General features: G+C 55.7%; 14 protein-coding genes. 7 read left to right on the forward strand and 7 right to left on the reverse strand.

Annotation, left to right across the window (positions count from 1 at the left end):
- Nucleotides 1-109: 109 nt before the first annotated feature.
- Nucleotides 110-1,624: a C-3',4' desaturase CrtD gene (gene crtD / locus H6G13_RS03885; protein WP_190481870.1), complete on the reverse strand. Its 1,515-nt coding sequence runs from the start codon at nt 1,622-1,624 to the stop codon at nt 110-112.
- Nucleotides 1,625-2,086: 462 nt separating this feature from the next.
- Between crtD and H6G13_RS03890 the strand changes: the two genes are divergently transcribed.
- The 3 genes from H6G13_RS03890 to H6G13_RS03900 all read left to right on the forward strand — a co-directional run bounded on the left by H6G13_RS03890 (nt 2,087) and on the right by H6G13_RS03900 (nt 8,632).
- On the forward strand, nt 2,087-3,325 hold the full coding sequence (locus H6G13_RS03890; RefSeq protein WP_190481871.1) for an efflux RND transporter periplasmic adaptor subunit: 1,239 nt from the start codon (nt 2,087-2,089) through the stop codon (nt 3,323-3,325).
- Between the two features lie 98 nt (nt 3,326-3,423).
- Nucleotides 3,424-6,741 carry an efflux RND transporter permease subunit gene (locus tag H6G13_RS03895; protein WP_190481872.1) on the forward strand — a complete coding sequence of 1,106 codons (3,318 nt, stop codon included), beginning with the start codon at nt 3,424-3,426 and terminating at the stop codon, nt 6,739-6,741.
- Between the two features lie 316 nt (nt 6,742-7,057).
- Entirely contained in the window at nt 7,058-8,632 is a 1,575-nt protein-coding gene (locus H6G13_RS03900) for an MFS transporter (RefSeq protein ID WP_190481873.1), read from the forward strand.
- A gap of 23 nt (nt 8,633-8,655) precedes the next feature.
- On the opposite strand, the gene H6G13_RS03905 is transcribed toward H6G13_RS03900, so the two are convergent.
- Nucleotides 8,656-10,101 (reverse strand): glycoside hydrolase family 13 protein, encoded by a 1,446-nt coding sequence (locus tag H6G13_RS03905; protein WP_190481874.1) that lies wholly within the window; start codon nt 10,099-10,101, stop codon nt 8,656-8,658.
- 409 nt (nt 10,102-10,510) lie between these two features.
- Between H6G13_RS03905 and H6G13_RS03910 the strand changes: the two genes are divergently transcribed.
- The gene (locus H6G13_RS03910) at nt 10,511-10,720 is read left to right on the forward strand and encodes a hypothetical protein (RefSeq protein WP_199305727.1); all 210 of its coding nucleotides are present in this window, start codon (nt 10,511-10,513) and stop codon (nt 10,718-10,720) included.
- A 53-nt stretch (nt 10,721-10,773) separates the two neighbouring features.
- Here the strand turns inward: H6G13_RS03910 and H6G13_RS03915 are convergent, their stop codons facing one another.
- Nucleotides 10,774-11,238 (reverse strand): nuclease A inhibitor family protein, encoded by a 465-nt coding sequence (locus tag H6G13_RS03915; RefSeq protein WP_190481875.1) that lies wholly within the window; start codon nt 11,236-11,238, stop codon nt 10,774-10,776.
- A 200-nt stretch (nt 11,239-11,438) separates the two neighbouring features.
- Here H6G13_RS03915 and H6G13_RS03920 point away from each other — a divergent pair, with 200 nt between their 5' ends.
- On the forward strand, nt 11,439-12,926 hold the full coding sequence (locus H6G13_RS03920) for a DASH family cryptochrome (RefSeq protein WP_190481876.1): 1,488 nt from the start codon (nt 11,439-11,441) through the stop codon (nt 12,924-12,926).
- Here H6G13_RS03920 and H6G13_RS03925 read toward each other — a convergent pair.
- Nucleotides 12,898-13,038: a hypothetical protein gene (locus H6G13_RS03925; protein ID WP_190481877.1), complete on the reverse strand. Its 141-nt coding sequence runs from the start codon at nt 13,036-13,038 to the stop codon at nt 12,898-12,900. The two genes, H6G13_RS03920 and H6G13_RS03925, sit on opposite strands and share 29 nt — an antisense overlap.
- A 212-nt stretch (nt 13,039-13,250) precedes the next feature.
- Between H6G13_RS03925 and H6G13_RS03930 the strand changes: the two genes are divergently transcribed.
- On the forward strand, nt 13,251-13,628 hold the full coding sequence (locus H6G13_RS03930) for a Nif11-like leader peptide family natural product precursor (protein WP_190481878.1): 378 nt from the start codon (nt 13,251-13,253) through the stop codon (nt 13,626-13,628).
- A 37-nt stretch (nt 13,629-13,665) separates the two neighbouring features.
- On the opposite strand, the gene cobJ is transcribed toward H6G13_RS03930, so the two are convergent.
- Nucleotides 13,666-15,600 (reverse strand): precorrin-3B C(17)-methyltransferase, encoded by a 1,935-nt coding sequence (gene cobJ / locus H6G13_RS03935; protein ID WP_190481879.1) that lies wholly within the window; start codon nt 15,598-15,600, stop codon nt 13,666-13,668.
- A 359-nt stretch (nt 15,601-15,959) separates the two neighbouring features.
- Between cobJ and H6G13_RS03940 the strand changes: the two genes are divergently transcribed.
- Nucleotides 15,960-16,160, forward strand: coding sequence for a DUF2811 domain-containing protein (locus H6G13_RS03940; RefSeq protein WP_190482868.1), 201 nt, complete (start codon nt 15,960-15,962; stop codon nt 16,158-16,160).
- Between the two features lie 84 nt (nt 16,161-16,244).
- On the opposite strand, the gene H6G13_RS03945 is transcribed toward H6G13_RS03940, so the two are convergent.
- Entirely contained in the window at nt 16,245-17,024 is a 780-nt protein-coding gene (locus H6G13_RS03945) for a hypothetical protein (protein WP_190481880.1), read from the reverse strand.
- The gene (locus tag H6G13_RS03950; protein WP_190481881.1) at nt 17,021-17,677 is read right to left on the reverse strand and encodes a ParA family protein; all 657 of its coding nucleotides are present in this window, start codon (nt 17,675-17,677) and stop codon (nt 17,021-17,023) included. Before H6G13_RS03950 ends, H6G13_RS03945 begins: the two co-directional genes overlap by 4 nt.
- Between the last annotated feature and the right edge of the window lie 19 nt (nt 17,678-17,696).

A 17,696-nucleotide genomic window follows, 5' to 3' on the forward strand; every position in this document is an offset into this window, starting at 1 on the left:
ACTAAAAGGGAGGGAAGCCCTAGTAGTTAGCGCTTTAGGACACTTTTACAGGTGTCTACCCAATAATACTGGGAACTTCTCCAAAACTTTTTGTCAAAGGCTGACATTTTCAGAAAAAGTTGTGCTCGATTTGCTCTACCACAGTTACGGCCGAGTAGCTGACCCCGGCTGTGCCCTCGCCAGGATGAGTAGAATCGCCAACTAACCATACCCCTGCAAGCGGAGTTCGATTGGCAAAGCCAAAGGGGCCGTAAGTGCTGACACGCATTCCCAAGCCCCCCACAGATCCCTGGTCGCGGGCCGTAAACCGAGCAAAGGTGCGGGGAGTGGCCGCTTCAACATGGACTATATGTTCGGGGCGCAGATCAAAGAAAGTGCCTAGACGTGCGATCGCACGTTCCGTATATTCACGCTTCATGACCTCATAATCGGCACAATGCCACCAGGCCGCAGCCTCCGTAAATGACGAAGCAATGATCGTGGCTTTGCCCTCTGGAGCCCGACCGTCACCGGGGCGGCTGACCGAGACAAACAGCGAGTTGTTTTCGGCAATGGGGCCGTCGTAGTCGTAGAGAAACTGCAGATGAGGCGGACAATCGGGCGGAATGGCTGCCTGATCAACGCCTAAGTATATGACAAACGCGCCAGATGCAGACGGCAATTTCTCTACCCGGCGAGCGTAGCCCGAGGGAGCCTGATCAGCCAAAAGCTGCATTAGGTTTTGCACAGTGACGTTGGCAACAACGTGATCGGCAGGCTCTGCCCAGGTTTTACCGCTCTTTTGGTCGCGCACTGTTACCCCAGTAGCCTGGCCCTGCTCAAGGTGAATTTGCTCGACCGTGTGGCGCAGATGCAGCTTACCTCCATCTCGCGCTAGGGCGGCGACGATGCGATCGCTCAACACCTGCATACTGCCGTGCAGGTGAAACAGCCCCTGCGGAGCCTGGGAAACGCTGAGGGCTGTAGCGGCATAGAGCAGTGCCGTTTCATCAGCGTCCACCTGGGAGTACAGCTTTAGCTGCATGTCCAAGAACGTCTTTAGGCGGCGGTCATTATACAGACCGTAGGCCCGCAGCAGTTGCCCTACTGTAGAGAAGGTAAAGGGCACCGTCAGCAGCGTGTTGGGCCGCAGGGCCTGCACCAGCCGCCACAGATCGCCAGCACTGCGAGGCGGCAACACCGGCCGCCGCGACTGAAACTGCCAGCTCGGTCGAAACAAATTTGCCAGCAATTGCCAAAAGGGTTCGCTGCCCGGAAACTGCCGCTGCCGCTCGGCCCGCCAACATTCAGGGTCACGCCAGATGTTAATCGGCGAGGCTTCACCCGGCAAGTACACCGCACAAGACGGGTCACAGGGCGTTGCTTCCGGCAAAGGAATATCGAGTTCAGAAAAGATCTGGTGGTGAATGCCCCCCGGCTCTAGCCCAGCCACCTGGGTAGCGCCCACATCGAAGGTAAAGCCCCGCCGCTTAAAGGTAGACGCGCAGCCCCCCGGCACCAGCGCCTGGTCAAACACTTTGACTGAGTAACCGCGCCGCGCCAGCAGCGCCGCCGCTGTCAGCCCCCCAATGCCAGCACCAATCACAACGACAGATTTGCTTGAAGCAGAAGAGGAACTGACCATCTTTATGTTACATTTCTTTACCTTTCTTTCAGTTTACTCACTTCTCAGCAAACACAGACAGCCCACAAGAGACTGACCCAGTAGGTTAGCTTCAAGCGCAGCGCGACCCAACACTCATACCAGGTCTTACAGTCTCTACACCAAAGGATTAGCAGCCCCAAAGATAGCTTCAACGTCAGGCCAGGGAAAACGGACGATTTGAGCATCTGGCTGCCCGTAAACCGCTCAAGCTGATAGCCGTCGTCTTCTCATGCCAACGGCCTCCAAGCTGAGGTGTTGCTCTGAATCATACTCAAGCTTACGTAAAGGCAATTGAACCGTTTTTTCTCTGGCCCGGTCTAAAGGGAAAGACTTTTATAAAACGCAAAAAATTATTAAGTTTTGTGATGACGAAATAAAGGAATTCCCACAAAATTAAGGCAAGTGCATGCATTCGCTGGAACAGCTAAGGGGGCTTTAAGCATGGCAAAGGGCGTGATCCTGGGGCTGGTGGCAGGACTGCTGCTGCTCCCAGGCTGTAGTAATCAGGAACAACAAGGTCAATCGGGGCGCGGCGGGCCGGACGAGTCGGGAGCCATTGTGGTAGATGTCGCCGTGGCTCAGCCAGGCACCGATACCACGGCCCGCACCTACACCGGCAGCACTGCGCCGCAGCGGCTGGTGTCGCTGCGATCGCAAACCGAGGGCCGCTTAGTCAACCTTAGTGTCGATGTCGGCGATGCGGTCTCTTCAGGGCAAACCTTAGGCCAAGTTGATGCAGCCATACTCCAGGCCGCCGTGGGCCAGTCCAACGCAGAATTGGCTGCCCAAGAATTTGAAGTCGCCCAAGCCGAAGCCCAACTGGCCGATGCTCGCACCTTAGTTGCCCAAGCTCAGGCCGAATTCCAGCAGGCAGAAGCCGATGCAGAGCGCCTGCAGACCCTAGCAGAACGGGGGGCAATTTCCGCTCAAGAAGCCCAGCGCAGCCAGACAACTCTAGAAACCGCCCGTCAAGCCCTGCTCTCAGCTCAAGAGCAGGCGCGAACCCGCCAGCAGGCGATCGCCTCAGCTGCTCAGCGGGTAGAAGCCCAGCGAGCTTTGGTGCAGGAGGGGCGGCAGCGGCTGTCTAACAGCACCCTAACTTCCCCCCTGTCCGGCATTGTGCTGAGACGGCTAGCCGAGCCCGGAGACTTTCTCCAAGCAGGTCAAGAGGTGCTAGAGCTGGGCAATTTCTCCGAGGTTCAGGTGCAAATTCAGGTTTCAGATCGCGATCGCAGCTCTTTTTCCCTGGGCCAAACGGTTGAAATTCAGCTCGATGCCTTTCCTGACCAGCGCTTTACTGGGCAGGTCAGCCGCATTTCCCCGGTCGCCGATCCTGCTTCCCGGCAGATTCCGATTGAGATTATCCTGTCTAACCCAGATGGCAACATCGGTAGCGGACTACTGGCCCGAGTGACGGTCTCTGCCGGTCCCGACGCGCCTATCCGAGTGCCCGAAAGCGCTCTGGAAACTAGCGAAACCGAAGAAGATACGGTTTTTGTCGTAGCCACAGCCGGAGACGCACCTACCGTAGAGCCTCGGCCAGTTCGTTTAGGCCAGCGGGCCAACGGCGAGGTCGAGATTCTAGACGGGCTGCAGCCGGGAGAAGCTTACGTGATTCGCAGCAGCCAACCGCTCCAGCCAGGCCAGGCGGTTGAGCGCAGCCTACTGTCTGAGTCTTGATCAAGCGATCTTTTGCCTAACGCTTAATTTCAGTTTCGGGTACGGAGTTTGCCTAAAATGTGCGGCTAGTACCCCCCTGCTCCTTCACCTGCAAGCTCATGACAAAAGCATCCGCAGCCCCTAGATTCAGCCTCAGCAGCATCGCCATTCGAAGGCACATCGGTACCCTGATGCTGACCTTGGCCCTCATTGTGTTGGGGGTATTCATTACCCTGCGCACCCCGGTGGACCTACTGCCCTCAATCACCTACCCCCGGATTGGCCTGCGGCTAGATGCCCCTGGCATTTCCCCAGAAGTAGCTATTGACGAAATTACTCGCCCTCTAGAAGAGGCCCTGTCGGCAACCGAAGGCGTAATTCAGGTTTTCTCTCAAACCCGCGAGGGCCGGGTCAGCCTTGATCTTTACTTCGAGCCAGGGGGCAACATTGACCAGGCCCTGAACGACGCAACCGCTACCCTAAACCGGGCGCGGGGCAATCTGCCCGATACAGTGGAAGCACCTCGGCTGTTTAAGGTAGACCCTTCTCAGCTGCCGGTCTATGAGATGGCTCTGACCTCTTCCTCTCTGCCGATCGAAAACCTGCGCGTTTTCGCCGAAGAAGATCTGGCCAGGGAACTGGCGCGGGTACCAGGGGTCGCTAGCGTAGATGTCTCTGGCGGTGTAGAAGAGGAAGTGCAGGTCAACATTGATCTGCAGCGCCTCCAGGCCACTCGGGTAACCCTGCCCGATGTGCTAAACACCCTAACAGCCCGTAACCAAGATACTTCGGGGGGGCGTCTGCGCGGCGGCGAAACCGAGGTGCCAACCCGACTGGTGGGCCGCTTTGAATCAGCAGAGGAGCTGCAGAATCTAGCTATTCCCGTGGCTGATACTGACCCACCTCAGCAGATTTACCTGAGAGATGTCGCCACGATTGAAGACGGCACTGCCGAGCAGCGGATTTTTGTTAACTTAAACGGCACTCCGGCAGTGAAAGTCAGCATTCAAAAGCAGCCGGATGCCAATACAGTGCAGGTAGTCGAAGGGCTGCAGGAACGGCTAGAGAGTATGCGGCAGGCCGGTCTAATGCCTCAGGATATGCAGATGACGGCTACGCTAGATGAGTCTCGCTTCATTCGCAACTCGATCAACAATGTGGCCATGTCGGGCCTGACGGGTGCAGCCCTGGCCGCAGTGGCAGTGCTGATGTTCCTGGGGTCGCTGCGGCAAACCCTGATCATTGTGCTGGCCATTCCCCTAGCCACCCTGGCTGCTCTGATGCTAATGGGGCTGTTTGGGCTGACGCTGAACGTGTTTAGCTTGGGGGGTCTGGCTCTGGGTGTAGGCATCGTAGTGGACAACTCCATCGTCATGCTGGAGAACATCACCAAGCGAATTGAGGAGGCAGATTTACTAGAGCAGGCCAACTACAGCGGCAGCAACAGCCATAACGGTAGCAACGGCCACGACGGTCACAATGGTAGCAACGGCCACAATGGCGGCAACGGTCATCCCAGCGGGGCAGGGCGTAATCGGGAAATTCTGCGGCAAGCAGAGGAAAGCAGCCAGGAGCTAGAGTCAGCTCTGCTGGCTTCGACCACAACCAACTTGGTGGCGGTCTTGCCCTTCCTGCTGATTGGGGGGTTTGTGGCGCTGCTGTTTAATGAGCTGATTTTGACAATCAGCTTTTCGGTGGCGGCATCAATGGTGGTGGCGCTAACGGTGGTGCCAGCTCTGGCTTCCCGGCTGTTAATGATCCGCAGCAAAAACTCCCTGCGAAATATGGGACCATTTCGCTGGTTTAGCCAGCGGCTAGAAGGGCTAACCCTGCGCTATGGCAAAATTTTGACCTGGATCTTGCAGCGGCGATTGCTAATTATTGGGGCCGCAGTTCTCATCTTCGGCGGCAGCAGCTTCTGGATGGTGGGCCAGATTCCCCAAGAAATTTTGCCCCGCATTAGCAATGGACAGGCCAACCTTAATGCTCAGTTTCCAGCCGGAACCACGGTGGAGGGCAACCGCCGAGTGATGGCAGCGGTCGATGAACTGCTAATGGCTCAGCCAGAGACAGAGTTTGTCTTTACTACGGCGGGCGGCAGCCTGTTTGGCACCTCTACTAACGAGAATACTGCACGCGGATCTAGCACCATTATTCTCAAGCCCGATACCAATGTGCCTGCTTTTGTTGAGCGCATGAGCGCTGAAGTCAGTCAGCTGCCCCTGGTAGACACTACACTGCGGCTCAATCCGGGCAGCGTGCGAGGTCTGATTCTAAGCAATTCGCCTGTGCGGGCCGATGTTGACGTCATGCTCCAGGGAGAAGACACTCGCGCTCTGAACGAGGCTGGTCAACAGGTTCTAGCAGCCCTCGGCCAAAACGCGACCTTGGCCCGCTATCGACGCGATGGTGAGGAGCCTCAACCAGAGATCCAGATTCGGCCTGACTGGGCTAGGGTGGCCGACCTGAGTCTGACCAGCCAGGAGATTGGGGCCACTATCGAGACGGCACTGAACGGTAGCGTGCCGACGCAGCTACAGCGGGGCAATCGGCTGGTCGATATTCAGGTGCAGCTTGCCCCCGGATCAGTACAGCGACCTGAGCAGCTACAGCAAATTCCGATATTTGCCAGCGGCGGGCAGTTGCTGCAGCTAGGCGATCTGGCACAGGTTGAAGTTGGCGAAGCTCCCGGTGAAATCCAGCGGATCAACCAACGGCAGGTCTTTCTGATCGCGGGCAGTCTGGCTGAAGATGCCAGTCTCGGTGATGCGCTGGCTGAAGTTGATGACATCTTGGCCGATCTAGAGCTGCCGGAAGGGGTCACGATTCTCCCCAGCAGCAGCGGTGAGGCAAATCAGGAACTGCAGCGATCGTTGGGCACCTTGGGGGGTCTGGCAGCCTTCCTGGTCTTTGTGGTCATGGCTGTGCAGTACAACTCCTTAATCGACCCTCTGGTGATCATGCTGACAGTGCCCTTGGCCCTGGCAGGTGGCATTTTGGGGCTGTTCCTGACCCAGACTGCGATCGGCGCAACGGTAATTGTAGGGGCCGTGCTGCTGGTGGGAATTGTGGTTAACAACGCCATCATTATGGTGGAACTGGCTAATCAGATTTGCGATCGCACCGGCTGTTCCCGCACCGCTGCCATTCTGCAGGCGGCCCCCCAACGACTGCGCCCCATTCTAATGACCACCATCACTACCGTATTGGGTCTGTTTCCCCTGGCCTTGGGCCTTGGGGAAGGGTCGGAGTTCCTACAACCCCTAGGCATCGTCGTGTTCTCTGGGCTTTCCTTGGCGACCGTGCTGACCCTGTTCATCATTCCCTGCTTCTACACTCTGCTGCACGAGCCTTGGTGGAACCGGCGCGAACCGCTGCCGCCCCAGCGGGAACCACGCACCAACCTGGAAGAAGACCCCGCCTACAGCCGCTACTAGACAAAGCAAAGCAGGGCACTCTTAAATGAGTGCCCTGACCAGTTGGCTCCTCGTTGTCTCTCTACTCAGTAGAGACAGTAGTCACAAAAAGGGGGTGGGGGGCAGGCATTGCCTCGGGCACGGCGTCCGGGGACAATGCCTGATGTGTTCAAGATAGGTAGGAAAGGGGAATTTCTAGGGAAGGGGTTTGGACGCGTCTCCACTCCCTGCGTCTTCTTCCAGGCAGATCCCAATTCCTCCCCCATAGAGGGTGTCTGCCAGAGCTGAGGCTGTTTACGCTGCACATGGCCTGCTTGTGTTTTTTGCAACCTAGTCTATGGATCTGATACCAGCTGAAACCCCATTAGCAGAAGAGCTGCTGCAGATTAAGGTAGGTCGAGTGGCGCTGCCGCTGGTGCTCGATACAGAGCCCAAAGTTGCAGTGCCGCCTCAGGAAGATAAGGATTCGATCCGCGACAGTCTGCAGGCGTCTACGCTGGATGGGCTGTTTGCCACGATCTTTACGACGACGACAGGCGGCGTGCTTCTCAGCAACCTGCTGGTGGAGCTTCAGGCTAGCCCAACCCAGATTGGTCTGCTGGCCTCAATTCCGATGCTGGCAAACCTGCTGCAGCCGCTTGGGGCCTATTTGTCTAACCGCAGCCGCAGCCGCCGCTGGTACAACCTGGTGGTGTATACGCTGGCGCGGCTGCCGTGGTTTGGTCTGGTGGGGGGCATTGCGATCGCAGCTCTGGGCCACCTCTCTTCAGACCAGCTGGTTATGCTCACTTTGAGCATGGTCTTTTTTACGAGCTTTATCGGTGCTTTGGGCAGTGCTTCGTGGCTGAGCTGGTTGGCCGCTCTGGTGCCGCACCGGCTGCGGGGGCGGTACTTTGGCTTTCGCAATAGCGTCGCCAGTCTCACCAGTCTGATAGCCATTCCCATTGGGGGTCTAATTGTCTCTCGCTGGCCGGGGGGAACGCTCCAGGGCTATGGTCTGGTGCTGATGCTAGGCATTGCAGCCGGTTTTGTCAGCTTGGCCTTTCAGGCGCTGATGATGGATGTAGACCCGCAGGAGCAGATTCACCTGATTGAGGTGGGAAAGCGGCGGGGCAAAGGAGCAGAGGCGCAGAGGAGTGGGGGAAATGGAGAGCAGAGGAGTAAGGGGGAAGCAGGAACGCGGGGAAGTACGGGCGCGGAGGAAGCTTCGATTTGGCAGAACGGAAATTTTCTGCGATTTTTGGTTTACTTTGCGGTTTGGATGTTTGCGGTTAACCTCAGTGCTCCGTTCTTTAACCTGTACCTGCTGGATAATCTGGGGCTAGATGTCAGTTTGGTGACGCTCTACAACAGCCTCTCAGCAGGGGCCAACCTGCTGTTGCTGCTGGTGTGGGGCCGCATTGCGGATCGGATGGGTAACCGCTTTTTGCTCTTGCTGGTGGGCATTATCGTTGCCGTCACGCCTATTCTCTGGTTGGCAACGGGACCCAATACGCTGTCTCTGGTGCTGTGGCTGCCGCTGCTGCATATGTTGGGTGGGGGCACCTGGGCCGCCATTGATCTGTGCAATAACAACCTGCAGATGGGCATTGCGCCAATGCGGCACCACGCTAGCTATTTTGCGATCGCAGCTGCCATTGCTGGAGTCAGCGGTGCCCTCGGCACCACTGCAGGCGGCTTTTTGGCAGAGACTCCTCGCTATGGCGGCATTTTAGGCGTTTTTGCGCTGTCTAGCGTGCTGCGGCTGATCGCGTTGCTGCCGCTCGTTTTCGTTCGCGAGGGTCGCTCTATCCGGCAGGTCTTCAAGACTTGGCTGCCCCTTCCAGGCGGCCGGTTAATCCCCTTTGCCTACCGCGCAGTAGGGCCTCAACTTCCTGTTGAGCAAAGCTTGCCAGATCCTCCTGACGAGTAGATCTAGCCATTCACAGATTTCCTTCAGCCCAAAATCAGCCCCGAGCGAGGCGGCAGCTTTAGGTGAACCTCATCGCCTGCAGACGAAAAATCTCCATCCTGATAGGAGAACAGTGTCTTCCAAGCATCCGAGCCCGCAATCTCAACCTTGGCCTCAGCAGCTGAATCACCGGTATTAACGGCTACTAATATCGACTCCTCGGGCGAGGTACGGGTATGGGTATACACATCGCCTTCAGCTAAAACACAGTCGTAAGTACCTACCCGCAGCGCCGGGTGAGCATGGCGCAGGGCAATCAATTCACGATGCAGCTTGAGCAAGTCCTGATTCCATTTCTCTTCCGCCGGAAAAACGCGGCGAGAGTCGGGGTCTAGCCCCCCTGCTAGCCCCACTTCATCGCCATAGTAGACACTAGGAGCCCCTGGAAAAGTCATCTGCAGCAGCACCGCCAGCGCCATGCTGGCCTCATCCCCATCGGCTACCCCCAAAATCCGGGCAGTATCGTGGCTAGAGAGAATGTTGAGCTGAGTCTGCTGAATCTGCCAGTCATATAGCTCTAGAAGGGCCTGAATCTTAGCTGCGTAGCCAGCAGCATCTAAGGCTGGGTAAGGAAAGTAATGGGGTTCTTCTACTAAAGGCAGCAGTACCCGGTCCTTTGCGGTAAAAGCGATCGTAGGGCCAGTAAAGAGGTAGTTCATTACCCCATCAAACTGGGTGCCATCTAGCCAAAAGCTAGCGTCGCGCCAGACCTCACCCACAATGTAGGCTTCTGGGTTAATCGCTTTAACTCGAGTGCGAAACTCCTGCCAAAACCCTTCCGTCTTCACCTCAAACGGCACATCCAAACGCCAACCATCAATGCCCTGCTTAATCCAATATTCGGCCACCCGCATGATGTATTCCCGAACATTGGGATTGTCGTGGTTGAAACTAGGCAGCGCTCGATTGCCTACCCAGCCTATGTAGTTAGCCGCTTGTGAGCCATCATAGGCAGATAGCGGCCAGCCCTCCACCCTAAACCAATCCAACCAGGGAGAATGGGGACCATTTTCTAAAACATCATTGAAGTAGAAAAAGCCCCGACTGCTGTGATTAAACACGCCATCTAAGACAACTCGGATCTGGCGCTGATGGGCAGCCTTTAGCAACTCATAAAAAGCCGTATCTCCCCCCAATAAGGGATCGACCCGGTAGTAATCATGGGTGTGATAACGGTGATTGCTGGCTGACTGAAAAATGGGAGTAAAGTAGATGGCATTAACGCCCAGGTCTTGCAGATAATCCAGCCTGTCGATGACGCCCCAAAGGTTGCCTCCTTTGTAGCCAAAGGGTGTCGGCGGCGCATCCCAGTCTTCTAGGGGGACTGCCATTGCTGGATCATCTACCTGCCGATGGGTACGGGCAAAGCGATCAGGAAAAATCTGATAGAAAACGGCGTGTTTGACCCAATCTGGCGTTTGGATGTCCATTGACCTCACCTCTGACTTCAATGAAAGACTACCGTCATCTAAAAAAAGTGACTAGACTCTCAGCGCCAAATAGTCCGTAAGATAGAGCTCGTGTTATCAGAAGGGATAGCTTCCTCTCGTATAACGTAAGGTTATTTAAGATACCTAATGAGTGCCAGAAGGTAGGGTTGGGGAGATTTTCTAATTAAGTGTTTTTTCCCAGTGTGCAATGGCTTGTGCTTGAGAAGTTGTATCGCTGTCCCCTAGATAGCTAAACTTTTAACACAAACTAAATGTATAAGAGGAAACAGTCTGGCGAAACAATTCCTGCCGTTACTGCCAAAAAGGGTTGAACCCTGAATTAAAGCTTAGTGGGCATCTCTTGATAATTCGGATACCCTTTTTCAAGGAGCAATGCTTATTTATTTTGATGGGTGCCCCTTTGTTAATTCGTAACAGTTTGCAGGCTGGTCTTAAGGTGAGAATTTACTATCCAGAGTATGTGTCTGGAAAAACCGGGGTAATTTTGACTCAGGAAGTTGAGTGCGATGGCTCAGCATCTGGCTATTGGCTAGTTCAAGTTTTAGATAGTGATATTGTGGTGGCTCTACTGCCAGAGGAATGTGCGTTGGTGACTTGATAGGCGGAAGGTAGAGGGTGGAAGGTAAAGGGTTCCTCTCTCCTGGCTTGTCTCTAGGTTTCAACAATTTGGGTGGTGATGCCAATCCAGGTAGTGGGGTCGTATTGCCCGACTATGTAGGCAGATATTGCGATCGCACCTACTCGATAAACAGTCAAGCTGTGCAGATGGGTTTGCAGCAGGTCGCGCAGGTGTTGGTACTGCTGGGCCAGGGTTAGGGCATCGGCACCCTGCCAAGCGCAGTAAGTGCCAGGAACATCACAGGTAACCCGATCAAAAAAGGAATTAACTGAGCGTTCTTCAAGGGGAGTGCTTTGAGGCAGATTGAGGTGCTGCCGTAGGGCCTCTAGGCTGAGGGAAGGGATCTCCCAAATAACGACTTCTAGCGGAGCGTCGGTTTCGCTGGGGTAGAGAAGGGGAGCGATGGTCGTTGGCGCAGCCTCTCCGGGGGATCTGGACTGGTTTTTTGGTGCGATCGCATCTCTCAAAGCTTGAACAAACGCATCCCGGTCAGGCATAGCTGGCTCCAGTCTGATGAAGCGTTGGTGGGTCAACGCCCCACTATCTTACTGATTCTCTAAAGTGGCTTCGGGGCAGCAGCGGCCTCTTGACTGCTTTGAGGTGGAGTCTTCAACTCAGATTCTTAACATTTCTTTAGAATATTAAAGGGCTGTACGCTACCCACTTCACTATTTACCCTCGCTGCCTCTCTTTGCCCATGCGAACTTTGATCTGGTACCGCAACGACCTCCGACTTCACGACCACGAACCGCTCTATCGGGCTTTGCAGCAGGAGGGGCAAATTATACCGCTGTACTGTTTTGATCCTCGTCAATGGGGACAGACCGCCTTTGGATTTGCCAAAACGGGGTCGCACCGCACTCAGTTTTTGCTGGAGAGCCTGGCTGATCTGCGGCAGTCCTGGCAAGCGTTGGGGGGAGATCTGATTCTGCGGCAGGGCCTGCCTGAGGCGGTGATTCCTGAACTGGTGCAGCAGCTAGAGATCGATGCCGTCTACTGGCATGAAGAAATAACCGCAGAGGAGCGGGCCGTTGCAGAGATTTTGACAGCAAAGCTGGAGTCGTTGGGAGTCAGGGTTCGCAGTTTCTGGGGAGCCACGCTGTACCGCCCCGACAATCTCCCCTTTGCCCTCAGCCAGGTGCCAGAAGTATTTACCCAGTTCCGTAAGCGGGTGGAGCAAGACAGCGCCGTTGATCCCCTGTTTCCGGTTCCCAAGCAAGTCTCTCTAGTAGAGGGAGTGCCGCCTGGAGAATTGCCAACGCTGGAGAGCCTGGGTTTGGCGACTCCCACGCCCGACGAAAGAGCCGTTTTGCAGTTTGTAGGCGGCGAAACAACAGCCCTGAAGCGTCTACATCACTACCTTTGGGGCACGGACTGCCTGAAGCGCTACAAGGAAACCCGCAATGGCCTGCTAGGGGCTGACTATTCCTCCAAATTTTCTCCCTGGCTGGCTTTGGGCTGCCTGTCGCCCCGCAAGATTTACGAAGAGGTGCAGCACTACGAGGCCAACCGATTTAAAAACGACTCGACCTACTGGCTGGTGTTTGAGCTGCTCTGGCGAGACTACTTTCGCTTTATCTGTGCCAAGCACGGCAATAAGGTGTTTTACCCCTCTGGGCTGCGGGGCCTGTCGATTGAGTGGAAGCAGGATTGGGAACGGTTTGAGCTTTGGCGGCAGGGCAAAACCGGGTTTCCTTTTATCGATGCCAATATGCAGGAGCTGGCTGCAACCGGCTTTATGTCCAACCGGGGGCGGCAAAATGTAGCCAGCTTTCTGACCAAAAAACTGGGCATCGACTGGCGTATGGGAGCCGAGTGGTTCGAGTCCTGCTTGATTGATCACGACGTTTGCAGCAACTACGGCAACTGGAACTACACAGCGGGCGTGGGCAACGATGCTCGGGGCTTTCGCTATTTCAATATTCCTAAGCAGGCCAAGGACTACGATCCCCAGGGAGCTTACGTTAAACACTGGCTGCCCCAGCTAGCCCAGATCCCGGCTAAGCAGGTACATGCGCCTTGGCGGCTGCAGGCAGTCGAACAAACTCGTTTTGGCGTTCGCATCGGTGTTGACTACCCCGCTCCCATCGTGGACCTAGAGAAGTCGGTGCGGGCCAACGAGGAAATCTATAATCGCGCTTTAAACCGACCTCCGGCTAGCCAGCGGCGGGAACGGTGGCGGTAACTAGGTCTGGCTGTAGCAGATATGCGATCGCACCTAGCAGCAGCACCAGCAGCGTGATCCCCAGCAGCCACAGGGGCCAGGGACGGGATTGAGACTGAGAGGGTAGGCTCATCGGTTAACCTGTCTATTTACAGGATCAGAAATATTGTCCTTCAACCCACAGATAGATAGCTACAGAAGTTTTGGAATTTATTAAGGGTTATAGGCTAAAAGCATTGTTATACCGGATATAAGACTAGTTCTAAGACTGGCTCTAAGAACTAGTTGATCGGGTATTTGTACGTCTTGCTTGATTTGATACGCAGCTAGACTGAGGTCTTAGACATGGCAACAACAACTGTTCTGCAGTTTATGCAGAAGACAGCCGACGATACAGCAATTCGAGAGCAGCTAGAGCAACTGCTAGGCGTGGGCGACGGCGACATCAGCACAGAAGCCGCTCTTGATCCCCAAGAAACTGAAGCCCTAAAGGGAGAGCGAGCCCCGGTTGTAGCCGAGTTTGCGGCTCAGCATGGCTATCCCTTCTCGGTAGAGGAGCTAATTACCGTAGTAGACGCCTTTCAAAAGCACCAGACAGGGCAACTGTCGGATGAGGAGTTTGGCAGAGTGCTAGGTGTTTCCACTGAACGGGCCGTGAAGCAAGAGGGTGGGCTGCGGCGGCTAACCCGCTATCTCAGCCGGACCTACCTGGGATTGGGCTAGGAAAGCTATCAGCTCAGGGGTCAGGATGAGCGGGAGCCTACACCTGACCTAGATAGCCTCTGGGGGTGATTACGCGCCCGGCATAAGTAAAAGTGCTGCGGTTGCCGATGAGCACTGTTGTCAGCATGTCGATAGGGTGTTGCAACATCTCTGCCAGCGTGGTCACCTGCACCGATTCTTCTGGCCGATAGACGGACTGAACTAGGGCAACTGAAGTCTCTGGAGCACGGTAGCGCAGGAAAATCTCCTGCGCTACTTCAATTTGCTGGGTACGGGTTTTTGATTTGGGGTTGTAGAGAGCCACTACAAAATCGGCCTGGGCAGCTGCTTCTAGTCGCCGCTGGATCACGTCCCAGGGAGTCAGCAGATCGCTCAAGCTGATGGCACAGAAGTCGTGCATAAGCGGGGCTCCCACCCGTGCTGCCGCCGACTGAAGCGCGGAGATGCCGGGAAACACCTGCACTCCCGGTCTTATGCCATCCCAATTTAGGGTTTTTAGCTGCTCTAGCACCAGTCCGGCCATGCCGTAGATGCCGCAGTCCCCTGATGAGATCACAGCTACCGTCAGACCCCAGTGGGCCAGTGCGATCGCACGTTCGGCCCGCTGTCGCTCCTGGGTAATTGGCAAGGCTTCGACGATCTGCCCCGGTCGTAGCAACGGGCGGATCAGATCCACGTAAAGAGCGTAGCCGATCACAGCATCGGCTTGGCTAATAGCAGCTTTGGCTGCAGGGGTAATCTGGTCGAGGCTGCCAGGGCCGGTGCCCACTAGCCAGAGATTGCCTGTGCGGCCTGTGTATTCCTGATCAGCCTGGGCCACTGCCACAGTTACCGCCCCTGGTTGATCTTCGTGGCGGATCACCTGTTTCGTGACGCGCAGTTCTGCCAGGTTAGCGGTTTGAGGAGCCTCTGCCAGAACTGACTCGGCACTAGAGTGAGCGGCGGTAAGAGCTGCCGCCTCGGCCACGCTAGGGGTGCCTACGGCGTTTTCGACTACCGAGGAGGGATTGGGCACAGAGATTAGTTTGAGCTGCTCAGAGGAGAAGCAGCGCAGGGGCCAGCCCCGTTCTTGGCAGAGCCCGACTAGACCCGCTTCGTCGGCCTTTAGATCGAGGGTGGCGATGCCTGCGATCGCACCTACCGCCAAATGATTGGCTGCAAACACCTGGGTAATCGCCAGATCAATCAGCGCCTGTGAAGTGCCGCGTTCGCAGCCAATGCCCACCCATAAAACGCGGGGATGCCACTGCACTTTGGGTGGCCCCTCTTCAGCAAAGCGCCGCTGAATTGGGCTGATCCAGACTCGGGCTGAGGCTTCTGTCGGGTTTGTCTCTTCCGGCCAGCCGAACTGAAAGGGATGCTCGGCAGGCAGAGCTGACTGCCACAGAGCCGATCCGGCCTCTTGCAGCACTTGAACCGGCTGATTGCGTGCGATCGCAGCGCTAACCCCAGTCCAGTTGCCCGCCCCCCTAACCCAACCCCAAGGCGCTCCGAGCACATCAATTCCTGGCAAATTGCGGTGGTGGGCGCTGCCTGTCAGCACCGGGGTCGCCTCCAGGTAATGGGCCACAGTCCGGGCTAGCTGATCTGCGCCGCCCTGATGACCGCCGCACAGACTGATTGCAAACTGGCCTGCCTCGTCTACCACTACAACAGCAGGATCGGTGGCTTTACTGCCCAGCAGCGGGGCAATCAGCCGCACCACAGCTCCAGTCGCTAGGCTAAATACTAAGGCCTGGTGCTGCGGCCAAAGCTGCTCAAGGGCCTGTCGCAGCGTTCCCTCGTAGACCTTCACCGTTAGCCCTAAAGACGGAGCGAGGCTCGATACCAGAGCCGGGGGTATCCAGAGAGGAGTTTGGGTGGCGCTGCAAAAGGGAGTGAGAACAGTGAAGGCGGCAGGGGTGGTTGCGATCGCACAGATCGAGTTTGGCTTATTCTCCAACGTCGGTAGGGGCAACAAGTTTGAAGTCATTGAATCCTTAAAGGTCACATGCCCAGACAATGCCTGAGCTAGAATCAAGGCCCGACAGGCAGATTCCAGAGTCTTTATTATCCCTGGGATAGCCGCTCACAGCACAAATCATTCCAACGTGGAAAAACAATATTGATGAGTTCGATAAGCGCAATTCGCTGCACTTTGCAAGATTGACCCGTTCCCGTGTCTAGGGCACAATAATGCGACCCACAAAACAGAGCGCCCCGACCGAGCCTGTCCTCCTTACCGCACTGCATGTTCGAAAGGAAGAGGGACATCGAAACGTCAGCCGGGCGCTACTTCCTAATGTTTATTTGCGGGACTTTTTAGAGGAATAGCCTGTGACCACACCCACGATGATGCCCAGAGTTAGCTTGCTTGCAGAAATTCCTGAGGAACTCCATGAAGCCCTTCAAAACTACCTAGACACCCACCCAGCCTGGAGCCAGCACCGCGTCTTTTGTGCGGCCCTGTCCCTGTTTCTAATGCAGAACGGCACTCGCGATCGCAGCGTCAACCAGATCTATCTTGACGCCCTCTTTGACTACGTCAACTAGCGATAGAGACAAAACGACAGGCGAGACGAATCTTGGTTCGTCTCGCCTGTCGCTACTACAACCGATGAAAATCACCCGGAGAGGTTAGTCAACCCAGCCAATCTCATCGTTAGACAACATGCTGTTTGTAGTAGGCCCTGGCTGAAAGGACGCCTCCGGCAAAGACTTGGCTCTAGAAGCTTGCGATCGCGGACCATAGATCTGGCGATCGACAATATCAGCCCCTACACGTCTTCTAGTTGAAGCAGGCGTTTGAGCAGGCTGAGACTTGGCCTCAGTCACTTTAAGAATGTCTTTTTTAGCCGTCTCCAACTCTGCCGTAACCTGCGTTAACTGGCTCGTTTTTGCCTCAGCTTCAGCGTTAGCCTTCTCTAGCAGATCCTTTAGCTCAAAGAGCCGCTCCTGCTGCTTGCCCAAATCTTCCTGCAATCCGTTAACCTGCTTTTGCAGCGTTGCCTCCCGTGCCTGAGCCTGCTGCAGAGCCTGCTCTAATTCAGACACCTTTGCAGCTACCCCCAAATCAGGCGTAGCAGAGTCTGAGCTGGGCTTGGCCTCTGGAGCAGCTGCTTTTTCCACAGCCGGTTTCTCCACAGCTGCTGGCTTTTCTGCTTTTTCTGCTGCTGGTTTTTCTGCTGCTGGCTTTTCTGCCGCCGGTTTAGCCGCTGCGCTGCGCCGCCCAGTGGTGCGTCTGCTGGGAGCTGTGCGGGTCTTAGCCGGTTTAGCCGCCGCTTCCGGCGGGGCATCTGGTTTAGCTTCTTTCTTAGCCGCTTCTGGCTCAGGCCCTTTCGGCTCAGGTTCTTGCTTTTGGCCCTCCTCCTTTTGGACTTCCTCTTTCAACATGTCAGACAGTCGTTTTTTAGTCATGGCGTCTTCCAGTCTCGCTGTATTTCATCGGCAACACGGCAGTAGTCAGCCCGGGCTTCGGATGCATTTCTTCCCCGCCATTGGGTGATGGGCACACCTTCCAAAGCGGCCCGCTCATGGGCCTTATAAGCCCGGATAAACGCATGACAGGCAGGGATCTTGAGTTCAAATAACGTATTTTGGGCCTCCAGCGCTTCCCCTAAACTGCGAGAATCCACTTTAGTCAGCAGCACTCGGTGGGCCACCCCACTGGGCAAAACGGCTTCCTTAACAGTCGTAATCAGTGCTGCCAGGTCCATCGGAGCCGGAGGAGTGGGCAACAACACGTAGTCAGCAATCGGAATAACCGCAGCTAGGCTCTTAGAGTCTAGGGCGGGCGGAGTGTCTACCACAACCAGCGAGTAGTTCTCCACAGCTTTGAGTCTGCTCAAAAGTTTGGGGTTTGTCTCTTGCACAGACTCAAACTCCAGCGCTACAGAACTGCGCTCAATCCACCAACTCGCCGAAGCCTGAGGGTCAGCATCTACCAGCAAAACAGGCCGAGTCTGTGCAAAAACTGCAGATAGATTGATGGCGGTCGTGGTCTTGCCCACGCCGCCTTTACCGTTGAGCACAACCAGGACTTTTGCCTTTCCCGGTAAATCAGCTCCCATGCCCCATCCTTAATCGATT

Source organism: Pseudanabaena sp. FACHB-2040, from assembly GCF_014696715.1.
In the GTDB taxonomy this organism is placed as follows: Bacteria; Cyanobacteriota; Cyanobacteriia; order Phormidesmidales; family Phormidesmidaceae; genus JACVSF01.